Here is a 9,143-nt window from a genome sequence, read left to right on the forward strand (position 1 = left end):
TGATGTCCATGGCCGAGCTGGGGCGACACGGGTGGCGATCGCTGTGGACCGACCCCGCGGCCGCCCGTCGGGCTGTGCCCGATGCGGTGGCGGCCCGCCTTGCGCAGCGGGTGGCGGCCAGCGAGGCGCGGCATCGCGGGGAGATCCGGGTGTGCGTGGAGGCGGCGATGCCACTGTCGTGGTGGTGGCCGCGGCGGGACCAGCCGTGGACGGCCATCTGCCGCGCCCGGGCGCTGGACTGGTTCAGCCGGCTCGGCGTCTGGGACACCGCCAACAACACGGGCGTGCTGATTTATCTGCTCTTGAGCGAGCGGCGCATCGAGGTGGTGGCCGATCGGGGATTGTCTTCTCGGGTGGACGGCGCGGTGTGGCACGGCATCGTCGAGCGCCTCGCCCAGCGCTTGCGCGCGAGCGACGGGGCTGGAGACGCACCGTCGGCGCTGGAAGATGGCCTGACAGAGGCCTTGAGCGAGGTGTCGGCTCTGTTGGTGGCCCACTGTCCGCCAGACGACGAACGGCACGACGCCAACGAATTGCCAGACACCGTCGTTCGGGTCTGAGCCGCCGCGGCTGACCCGCCGCGTGGCCGGTCAGCGGGGGTCGGTCCCGGCGGCCCGGCTGGGCAGGCCGGTGCGGTTGTTCATCACGACCTGCAGCTCCTGCTGCAGGGCCTTGTTCATCTGGGCAAAGGTTTTGAGCTTGCGGGTGGTTTCCCGCAGGCGGTCGGCCATGCGCTTGGTGATCGCCAGCAGCAACCGCGAGCCGAGGCGGGGATCGTCCTTGAGCAAGCGCATCAAGGCGGTCCGCGTGAGCACCGCCGCGGCGATGTCGGTGTTGGCGGTGCAGGTGGCCGAACGCGGCGCACCGTCGATCAAGCCCATCTCCCCGATCAGGTGGCCCGGCCCCATGATGGTGACGACCATGGACTCGTGCAAACCGGGCAGCTCGTTCTCCACGGCGATGTCGCCCTCCAGGACGAGCAGCATGTAGTCGTTTTGCCGGACCTCGCCTTCCTGGATGATCACGGCCCCGGCCTTGATCAGCTTGGGCTTCATGTACCGCACGATCTTCAGGGCATCGGCCAGCGTTAGGTCGGCCAGCGCCGAGGGCGTCACCAGCAGCCGGGCGGCGACTTCTTCCGGCGCGAGATCGGGGCTTTCAAAAATGGAAGACATGAACGGCGACGCAATCGAGCAACGATGGTAACGGGCGACGGTGCGCCGCACACGGGCACGGGGGAAAAAAAAGCCGGCTCAGGCCGGCTTTCTGTCATGAAACCACGCGGCAAGCGCGCGGCTCCGTGGGAATCACTTCTTCTGGCGGTACTTGCGCAGCGCCGCGATCTGGGCGGCCATCACGGCGAGCTCGGACGTGGCCTTGGCCAGATCGATGTCGCTCTTGGCGTTCTTCACGGCTTCCTCCGCCTGCTTGCGGGCTTCAGAGGCCTTGGCTTCGTCGAGGTCCTGACCGCGGATGGCGGTGTCGGACAACACGGTGATCGCGCGCGGCTGCACTTCCAGAATGCCACCGGCCACGAAGACGAACTCCTCGCCGCCGTCGGCCTTTTCGATGCGCACGGCGCCCGGCTTGATGCGGGTGATCAGCGGAATGTGGCCGGGCAGGATGCCGAGTTCACCCGCTTCGCCCGGCAGGGCCACAAATTTGGCCTCACCCGAGAAGATGGATTGCTCGGCGCTGACCACGTCGACATGAATGGTGCTCATGGGTCTTCGTCCGTTGTGCGTTGGGGGCGGTTTTCACGTTCAGGTCCGCAGGCCACCGGGGTGGCCGCGAACCCAAGGCGCATCAACCAGCCAGCTTCTTGGCCTTCTCGAACGCCTCGTCGATCGTGCCAACCATGTAGAAGGCCTGCTCAGGCAGGTGGTCGCATTCGCCGTTGACGATCATCTTGAAGCCGCGAATGGTCTCGGCCAGCGGCACGTACTTGCCCGGCGAGCCGGTAAACACCTCGGCGACGTGGAACGGCTGCGACAGGAAACGCTGCATCTTGCGGGCGCGGGCCACGGCCAGCTTGTCCTCGGGCGCGAGTTCGTCCATGCCCAGAATGGCGATGATGTCGCGCAGTTCCTTGTAGCGCTGCAGCGTGCCCTGCACAGCGCGGGCGGTTTCGTAATGCTCCTGGCCCACCACGAGCGGGTCCAGCTGGCGGCTGGTGGAGTCCAGCGGATCCACCGCGGGGTAGATACCCAGCGCGGCGATGTCACGCGACAGCACCACGGTGGAGTCCAGGTGGGCGAAGGTGGTGGCGGGCGACGGGTCGGTCAGGTCGTCGGCGGGCACGTACACGGCCTGGATCGAGGTGATCGAGCCGACCTTGGTGGAGGTGATCCGCTCCTGCAGGCGGCCCATTTCTTCGGCCAGCGTCGGCTGGTAGCCCACGGCGGAGGGCATGCGGCCCAGCAGCGCGGACACTTCGGTACCGGCCAGCGTGTAGCGGTAGATGTTGTCCACGAAGAACAGCACGTCACGGCCTTCGTCGCGGAACGACTCGGCGATGGTCAGACCGGTCAGGGCCACGCGCAGACGGTTGCCCGGCGGCTCGTTCATCTGGCCGTACACCATCGCCACTTTCGACTCGGCGAGGTTGTCCAGCTTCACGACGCCGGAATCGGCCATCTCGTGATAGAAGTCGTTGCCCTCGCGGGTGCGCTCACCCACGCCAGCGAACACGGACAGACCCGAGTGCGCCTTGGCGATGTTGTTGATGAGCTCCATCATGTTCACGGTCTTGCCCACGCCGGCGCCACCGAACAGACCCACCTTGCCGCCCTTGGCGAACGGGCAAACGAGGTCGATCACCTTGATGCCGGTCTCCAGCAGCTCGGTCGACGGGGACAGCTCGTCGTACTTCGGGGCTTTCTGGTGGATGGAGGCGGTCAGGTTCTGATCGATCGGGCCGCGCTCGTCGATCGGGCTGCCGAGCACGTCCATGATGCGGCCCAGCGTGGCCTTGCCGACCGGCACGGTGATGGGCGCGTTGGTGTTGGTCACCGTCATGCCACGGCGCAGGCCGTCCGACGAACCGAGGGCGATGGTCCGCACCACGCCGTCGCCGAGCTGCTGCTGGACTTCCAGCGTGAGGGCCGTGCCCTCCATTTTCAGGGCGTCATAAACGCGCGGCATCTGGTCGCGGGGGAATTCCACGTCCACGACGGCGCCGATGCATTGGACGATCTTGCCTTGTGCTTGAGACATGATGGATACCTTCTGTGATCTCTGGATTCGGTTGAACGGCGCTGGAATCAGACCGCGGCGGCGCCGGCGACGATTTCCGACAGTTCTTTGGTGATGCCGGCTTGGCGGGTCTTGTTGTAGACCAGCTTGAGCTCGCTGATGACGTTGCCGGCGTTGTCGGTGGCGGCCTTCATGGCCACCATGCGGGCCGATTGCTCGGACGCCATGTTTTCCGCCACGGCCTGATAGACCTGCGCCTCGATGTAGCGCAACAGCAGGTCGTCGATGACGGAGATCGCGTCGGGTTCGTAGACGTAGTCCCAGTCGTGGCCGGCGGTGTTCTCTTGCAGATCGGCGGCCGACAGCGGCAGCAGCTGCTCCACGACGGCTTCCTGCTTCATCGTGTTGATAAAGCGCGTGTAGCACACGTAGACGCTGTTGATGCGGCCTTCGGTGTAGGCGTCGAGCAGCACCTTGACCGGCCCAATCAGCTTCTCCAGGTGCGGCGTGTCACCCAGGCCCGTGACGCTCGAGACAACCTTGGCGCCAATGCGGTTCATGAATCCCAGGCCCTTGTTGCCGATGGCCACCACCTGCGCGTCCTGACCGTCGGCCTGCCGCGCTTTCAGCGCGTTGGTCACGGCACGAAGCACGTTGGTGTTGAGACCACCGCACAAGCCCTTGTCCGTCGTCACCACCACGTAGCCCGCGGTCTTGGCGTCGTTGGCCTTCATGAAGGGGTGCACATACTCCGGGTTCGCCTTGCTCAGGTTGCCGGCGATCGCGCGCACCTTCTCCGCATACGGCCGGGCCGCGCGCATGCGGTCCTGCGCCTTGCGCATCTTGGAAGCGGCCACCATCTCCATGGCTTTGGTGATCTTCTTGGTGTTTTCCACCGATTTGATCTTGCCGCGGATTTCCTTGCCTGCTGCCATTGCTGCTCCTTGTTCGCGTCAATGGACGGCTCAGTACGTGCCGGTCTTCTTGAAGTCGGCGATGGCGGCGCTGAGCTGGGCTTCGGCGTCCTTGTCCATGGCCTTGTCTTTCTCGAGCTTGGCGAGCAGCGTGGCGTGCTTGTCCTTCAGGAAAGCGTGCAGGCCACCTTCGAAGGCGAGCACTTTCTTCACGTCCACATCGTCGAGGAAGCCCTTGTTCACCGCAAACAGGGTGGCGGCCATCAGGCTGATCGACAGCGGCGAGTACTGCGCTTGCTTGAGCAGTTCGGTCACGCGGGCGCCGCGGTCCAGCTGCTTGCGGGTGGCTTCGTCGAGGTCCGAGGCAAACTGCGCGAACGCAGCCAGTTCACGGTACTGGGCGAGGTCGGTACGGATACCACCGGACAGCGACTTGATCAGCTTCGTCTGGGCGGCACCACCGACGCGGGACACCGAGATACCGGCGTTGATGGCGGGGCGGATACCGGCGTTGAACAGGCTGGTTTCCAGGAAGATCTGGCCGTCGGTGATCGAGATCACGTTGGTCGGCACGAAGGCAGACACGTCACCGGCCTGGGTCTCAATGATCGGCAGTGCGGTCAGCGAGCCGGTCTTGCCCTTGACTTCACCCTTGGTGAAGGCTTCCACGTAGTCGGCGTTCACGCGCGCGGCACGCTCCAGCAGGCGGCTGTGCAGGTAGAACACGTCGCCGGGATAGGCTTCGCGGCCCGGCGGGCGGCGCAGCAGCAGCGACACCTGGCGGTAGGCCACGGCCTGCTTGGACAGGTCGTCGTACACGATCAGCGCGTCCTGGCCACGGTCGCGGAAGTACTCGCCCATGGTGCAGCCCGCGTAGGCCGACAGGTACTGCATCGCGGCGGACTCGGACGCCGAGGCGGCAACGACGATGGTGTATTCCATGGCGCCGGCCTGCTCCAGGGCGCGCACCACGTTCTTGATCGACGACGCCTTCTGGCCGATGGCGACGTAGATGCAGGTCATGTTCTGACCCTTCTGGTTGATGATCGCGTCGATCGCCACCGCGGTCTTGCCGGTCTGGCGGTCGCCGATGATCAGCTCGCGCTGACCACGGCCGACGGGCACCATCGAGTCGATCGACTTCAGGCCGGTCTGCACCGGCTGATCCACCGACTGGCGGGCAATCACGCCCGGCGCCACTTTTTCGATCACGTCGGTCAGCTTGGCGTTGACCGGGCCCTTGCCGTCAATGGGCTGACCCAGGGCGTTCACCACGCGGCCGATCAGCTCGGGGCCCACCGGCACTTCCAGAATGCGGCCCGTGCACTTCACGGTGTCGCCCTCGGAGATGTGCTCGTATTCACCCAGAATCACCGCGCCCACCGAGTCGCGCTCGAGGTTCAGCGCCAGGCCGAACGACGGCACGCCGTCCTTGTTGGCCGGGAATTCGAGCATTTCGCCCTGCATCACGTCCGACAGGCCGTGCACGCGGACGATGCCGTCGGTCACGGACACCACGGTGCCCTGGTTGCGCACGTCGCTGGAAGCGGCGAGGCCTTCGATGCGGGACTTGATCAGTTCAGAAATTTCGGCGGGATTGAGTTGCATGACTCTTTCCTTCAAACGTTAAAGGGTAGGCGGGCGGGCGCGCGGGACGGCTTCACGCCGTCAGGGCGACCTTCATCTGTTCCAGGCGGGCCTTGACAGAGGTGTCAAACACCTCGTCACCCACCACCACGCGGATACCGCCAATCAGCTCGGGCTGCAGTTCGACCTGCAGGTTCAGCTTGCGGGCGAAGCGCTTCTCCAGCACCACCGACAGGTCCGCCAGCGCGGCAGCGTCGATGGGGTACGCGCTGAAGACCGTGGCGTCAAACGCGCCTTGCTGCGCGTTGCGCAGCGCGCGGAACTGCGCCGCGATCTCGGGCAGCGCAGCGAGGCGACCGTTGTCGATGACGGTGCGCAGGAAGTTCTGCCCGGCGGTGTCCAGCGGCGACTTCAGCACGCCAGTGATCACCGCAAACACCTGCTCGGCCGTGGCCTTGGGGTTGTCGGCGAACTGACGCAGCTGCGGGTCGGCGGCCACGGCAGCCAGCTCGTCCAGCCAGGCGACAGCACCGGCGGCACCGTGGCCGGCGGCCTTGAACAGCGCTTCCGCGTAAGGGCGGGCAATGGTGGCGATTTCGGCCATGGGATACCTTTGGGCGCCGCGAGGCGCGGAATCAGAGTTCGGTCTTCAGGCGGTTGAGCAGGTCGGCGTGCACGCCGGCGTTGACTTCGCGACGCAGGATCTGCTCGGCACCCTTGACGGCCAGCGCAGCCACCTCGTCGCGCAGCGCTTCACGCGCCTTCACGATCTGGGCGTCGGCTTCCTGACGAGCAGCGGCCACGATCTTGGCGGCTTCCTCCGTGGCGCGGGCTTTCGCCTCCTCGATGACGGTCTGGGCGCGCCGCTCGGCGTCGGCCAGGCGGGTAGCGGCTTCGTTGCGCGACTTGTTCAGCTCGGCCTCGACGCGCTGGTTGGCGGCGGCGAGATCGGTCTTGGCCTTGTCGGCCGCAGCCAAGCCTTCGGAGATCTTCAGCGCCCGCTCATCCAGGGCCTTGGCGATCGGGGGCCACACGAACTTCATCGTGAACCACACCAGGATCGCAAAGACGATGGCCTGCGCAAAGAGGGTTGCATTGATGTTCATCGCAACGCCTTTCTGTGTGTTGACAAAAGAGTTGACGCACCGGCTGCCGGCGCCGGCCGCTCGCCGCGGTGACGGGATTCATCGGCCGTCACCGCCGGGCCCGCGCGGGGCAGCGACCCCGCTTACAGCGTGAAGGGGTTGGCGAAGGCGAACAGCAGGGCAATGGCCACGCCGATCAGGAAGGCGGCGTCGATCAGACCGGCCAGAATGAACATCTTGGTCTGCAGGTCGTTCATCAGCTCGGGCTGACGGGCCGACGATTCGAGGAATTTGCCGCCCATCAGCGCGATGCCGATGGAAGCGCCGATGGCGCCCAGACCGACGATGAGACCGCAAGCCAGTGCGACAAGACCCAGAACGTTTTCCATGATGACTCCTATTGAGATGGAAGTTTGTTGAGAAGGAAAGGAAAGAACCCGAGCGCGTCCGAATCAGGCCGCGTCAGTGAGCGTCATGCGCCTGCCCGAGGTAAATCAGAGCCAGCATCATGAAGATGAACGCCTGCAGGACGATGACCAGAATGTGGAACAGCGTCCAGATCGTGCCGGCGATCAGGTGTCCGACGAAGAAGAGTCCACCGCCGAGCGAGAGGGCAGCGTACGCACCCAGCAGCGCAATCAGCATGAACACCAGCTCACCCGCGAACATGTTGCCAAACAACCGCATGCCGTGGGACACCGTTTTCGCCACGAATTCGATCATCTGCATCAGGAAGTTCACCACACCCAGCAGCAGCGCCCACACGGGATTCTTGCTGGTGCCGAACGGCGCGGTGACAAGCTCGTGCGCCCAGCCGCCCAGGCCTTTGATCTTGATGTTGTAGAACAGGCAGAGCATCAGCACCGAGAAGGACAGGCCCAGCGTCGTGGACAGGTCGGCGGTGGGGACAACGCGCAGATAGTCGGGATAGCCCAGGGCCGGGCCCACGGTGTGCCAGATGTGCGGCAGAAGGTCCACCGGCAGCATGTCCATGAAGTTCATCATGAAGATCCACACAAACACGGTCAGCGCCATCGGCGCCACCAGCTTGCGGCTTTGGGCGTTGTGGATCACCGACTTGGCCTGGCTGTCGACCATCTCCACCAACAGCTCGACCGCCGCCTGGAAGCGCCCCGGCACGCCGGCGGTCGCTTTGCGGGCGGCGAGCCACAACACGAACACCGTCAACAGACCCAACAGGCTGCTGACGATCACCGAGTCGATGTTGATCACCGAGAAATCAACGATCGAGGTCTGCTTCTTGTTGGTCAGGTGGACCAGGTGGTGGCGGATGTACTCGCCCGGGGTCAAAGTGCCTTCAGCAGCCATGTTCGGTTCCGATGGATCGGAGGTCAATCGTTTGCGTTGGGCCTGCGGGCCTGGATGAACCACCCAAACCAGTAGACCTTGAGAACCAGCACCAGCCCGATCAGCAGACCGGGCCAATTGAGGTTGGGCACCACCCACACCGCCGCGGCCAACATGACCACCGTCAGCAGGACTTTGACGCCTTCCCAGAACAGAAATCCGGCGAATGCGGGTTGAGCCGCACCCGCCAGCAGTCGGGTCAGCGCGCTGCCGGTCAGTCCGTAGGCCATCAAGGCCGTCGGGACCGCTGCGGCTGCCGCGCCGTACAGGACCGAAACACCCAACGACACCGAGCCCAAAGCCCAAGCCGCGCCAGATGCCAACAGCCCCACCAGACACTGCATTCCCACCAGCCGCCAGGGCGATAACACCGGCTGGCTGGCGCGCCATTGATGCGCTTGTTCGCGCGTCAGCGGCTTGAATTCGGGTTCTTGCGCCCCATCTCCCTCGTCATCCCAGCTCGGGCGGACCGTCGGTTGTGTCGCCGGCAACCGCTGCGGCAACCGCTGCGGCAACCGCTGCGGCAACCGCTGCGGCGATTGCAGCGGCGGTTCCATCGGCGTCTGCATGTTCGACGGCTCCGGTTACAAGCGGGTTACGAAGTTGTCCGAGTCGCAAAGCCATTGATTATACGTAGAAACCCGATGGCACCGTCAAGGGTATCCCCACCGCGCGCGAGCCGATGCATGGCACCCGCCGGGATAATCTCGACATGACCTCCACCGCGCCCGACCAGTCGCTGATCGAATACCCCTGCCGTTTTCCCATCAAGGTGATGGGCGTCAACGCGGACGGATTCACCGAGGCCATCGTGCACGTGGTGCGCGCGTTCGACCCCAGCTTCGACGCGGCGACGGTGGAGTCGCGGCCGAGCAAGGCGGGCAACTACCTTGGCTTGACTGTCCACGTCTACGTGACCAGTCGGGAGCAGCTGGACGAGGTGTACCGCACGCTGACCACCCATCCGATGGTCAAGGTGGTGCTCTGAAGCGCT

12 protein-coding genes are annotated in these 9,143 nt (G+C 65.1%); 2 read left to right on the forward strand and 10 right to left on the reverse strand.

Annotation, left to right across the window (positions count from 1 at the left end):
* The first annotated feature begins 2 nt into the window (after positions 1 to 2).
* The gene (locus tag AC2D80_RS14185; RefSeq protein ID WP_484633684.1) at positions 3 to 560 is read left to right on the forward strand and encodes a TPM domain-containing protein; all 558 of its coding nucleotides are present in this window, start codon (positions 3 to 5) and stop codon (positions 558 to 560) included.
* 30 nt (positions 561 to 590) lie between these two features.
* Here the strand turns inward: AC2D80_RS14185 and AC2D80_RS14190 are convergent, their stop codons facing one another.
* The 10 genes from AC2D80_RS14190 to AC2D80_RS14235 all read right to left on the reverse strand — a co-directional run bounded on the left by AC2D80_RS14190 (position 591) and on the right by AC2D80_RS14235 (position 8,718).
* Positions 591 to 1,175: a cyclic nucleotide-binding domain-containing protein gene (locus tag AC2D80_RS14190; RefSeq protein WP_484633685.1), complete on the reverse strand. Its 585-nt coding sequence runs from the start codon at positions 1,173 to 1,175 to the stop codon at positions 591 to 593.
* A 132-nt stretch (positions 1,176 to 1,307) separates the two neighbouring features.
* The gene (locus AC2D80_RS14195; RefSeq protein WP_484633686.1) at positions 1,308 to 1,724 is read right to left on the reverse strand and encodes a F0F1 ATP synthase subunit epsilon; all 417 of its coding nucleotides are present in this window, start codon (positions 1,722 to 1,724) and stop codon (positions 1,308 to 1,310) included.
* Positions 1,725 to 1,806: 82 nt separating this feature from the next.
* Entirely contained in the window at positions 1,807 to 3,216 is a 1,410-nt protein-coding gene (gene atpD, locus AC2D80_RS14200) for a F0F1 ATP synthase subunit beta (RefSeq protein WP_484633687.1), read from the reverse strand.
* A gap of 47 nt (positions 3,217 to 3,263) precedes the next feature.
* On the reverse strand, positions 3,264 to 4,130 hold the full coding sequence (gene atpG, locus AC2D80_RS14205) for a F0F1 ATP synthase subunit gamma (RefSeq protein ID WP_484633688.1): 867 nt from the start codon (positions 4,128 to 4,130) through the stop codon (positions 3,264 to 3,266).
* A 30-nt stretch (positions 4,131 to 4,160) separates the two neighbouring features.
* Positions 4,161 to 5,717 (reverse strand): F0F1 ATP synthase subunit alpha, encoded by a 1,557-nt coding sequence (atpA, locus tag AC2D80_RS14210; protein WP_484633689.1) that lies wholly within the window; start codon positions 5,715 to 5,717, stop codon positions 4,161 to 4,163.
* 52 nt (positions 5,718 to 5,769) lie between these two features.
* Positions 5,770 to 6,300 (reverse strand): F0F1 ATP synthase subunit delta, encoded by a 531-nt coding sequence (locus tag AC2D80_RS14215; protein ID WP_484633690.1) that lies wholly within the window; start codon positions 6,298 to 6,300, stop codon positions 5,770 to 5,772.
* A gap of 31 nt (positions 6,301 to 6,331) precedes the next feature.
* Positions 6,332 to 6,802, reverse strand: a complete 471-nt coding sequence (locus tag AC2D80_RS14220; RefSeq protein ID WP_484633691.1) for a F0F1 ATP synthase subunit B — start codon at positions 6,800 to 6,802, stop codon at positions 6,332 to 6,334.
* A gap of 122 nt (positions 6,803 to 6,924) precedes the next feature.
* Positions 6,925 to 7,170: a F0F1 ATP synthase subunit C gene (gene atpE, locus AC2D80_RS14225; RefSeq protein ID WP_009519254.1), complete on the reverse strand. Its 246-nt coding sequence runs from the start codon at positions 7,168 to 7,170 to the stop codon at positions 6,925 to 6,927.
* 73 nt (positions 7,171 to 7,243) lie between these two features.
* On the reverse strand, positions 7,244 to 8,110 hold the full coding sequence (gene atpB / locus AC2D80_RS14230) for a F0F1 ATP synthase subunit A (RefSeq protein WP_484633692.1): 867 nt from the start codon (positions 8,108 to 8,110) through the stop codon (positions 7,244 to 7,246).
* A gap of 23 nt (positions 8,111 to 8,133) precedes the next feature.
* On the reverse strand, positions 8,134 to 8,718 hold the full coding sequence (locus AC2D80_RS14235; protein WP_484633693.1) for an ATP synthase subunit I: 585 nt from the start codon (positions 8,716 to 8,718) through the stop codon (positions 8,134 to 8,136).
* A gap of 143 nt (positions 8,719 to 8,861) precedes the next feature.
* Between AC2D80_RS14235 and AC2D80_RS14240 the strand changes: the two genes are divergently transcribed.
* Positions 8,862 to 9,137 carry an HP0495 family protein gene (locus tag AC2D80_RS14240; protein ID WP_484633694.1) on the forward strand — a complete coding sequence of 92 codons (276 nt, stop codon included), beginning with the start codon at positions 8,862 to 8,864 and terminating at the stop codon, positions 9,135 to 9,137.
* The last annotated feature ends 6 nt before the right edge of the window (positions 9,138 to 9,143 follow it).

The organism is Hydrogenophaga sp. T66 (assembly GCF_057219855.1).

What these genes read in the sequence shown, in the direction of transcription:
- AC2D80_RS14195 (WP_484633686.1), bottom strand. Translation starts at nt 1,724, where the DNA reads ATGAGCACCATTCATGTCGACGTGGTCAGCGCCGAGCAATCCATCTTC.
- AC2D80_RS14220 (WP_484633691.1), bottom strand. Translation starts at nt 6,802, where the DNA reads ATGAACATCAATGCAACCCTCTTTGCGCAGGCCATCGTCTTTGCGATC.
- AC2D80_RS14185 (WP_484633684.1), top strand. Translation starts at nt 3, where the DNA reads ATGTCCATGGCCGAGCTGGGGCGACACGGGTGGCGATCGCTGTGGACC.
- AC2D80_RS14235 (WP_484633693.1), bottom strand. Translation starts at nt 8,718, where the DNA reads ATGCAGACGCCGATGGAACCGCCGCTGCAATCGCCGCAGCGGTTGCCG.
- atpA (WP_484633689.1), bottom strand. Translation starts at nt 5,717, where the DNA reads ATGCAACTCAATCCCGCCGAAATTTCTGAACTGATCAAGTCCCGCATC.
- AC2D80_RS14215 (WP_484633690.1), bottom strand. Translation starts at nt 6,300, where the DNA reads ATGGCCGAAATCGCCACCATTGCCCGCCCTTACGCGGAAGCGCTGTTC.
- atpB (WP_484633692.1), bottom strand. Translation starts at nt 8,110, where the DNA reads ATGGCTGCTGAAGGCACTTTGACCCCGGGCGAGTACATCCGCCACCAC.
- AC2D80_RS14240 (WP_484633694.1), top strand. Translation starts at nt 8,862, where the DNA reads ATGACCTCCACCGCGCCCGACCAGTCGCTGATCGAATACCCCTGCCGT.
- atpD (WP_484633687.1), bottom strand. Translation starts at nt 3,216, where the DNA reads ATGTCTCAAGCACAAGGCAAGATCGTCCAATGCATCGGCGCCGTCGTG.
- atpG (WP_484633688.1), bottom strand. Translation starts at nt 4,130, where the DNA reads ATGGCAGCAGGCAAGGAAATCCGCGGCAAGATCAAATCGGTGGAAAAC.
- AC2D80_RS14190 (WP_484633685.1), bottom strand. Translation starts at nt 1,175, where the DNA reads ATGTCTTCCATTTTTGAAAGCCCCGATCTCGCGCCGGAAGAAGTCGCC.
- atpE (WP_009519254.1), bottom strand. Translation starts at nt 7,170, where the DNA reads ATGGAAAACGTTCTGGGTCTTGTCGCACTGGCTTGCGGTCTCATCGTC.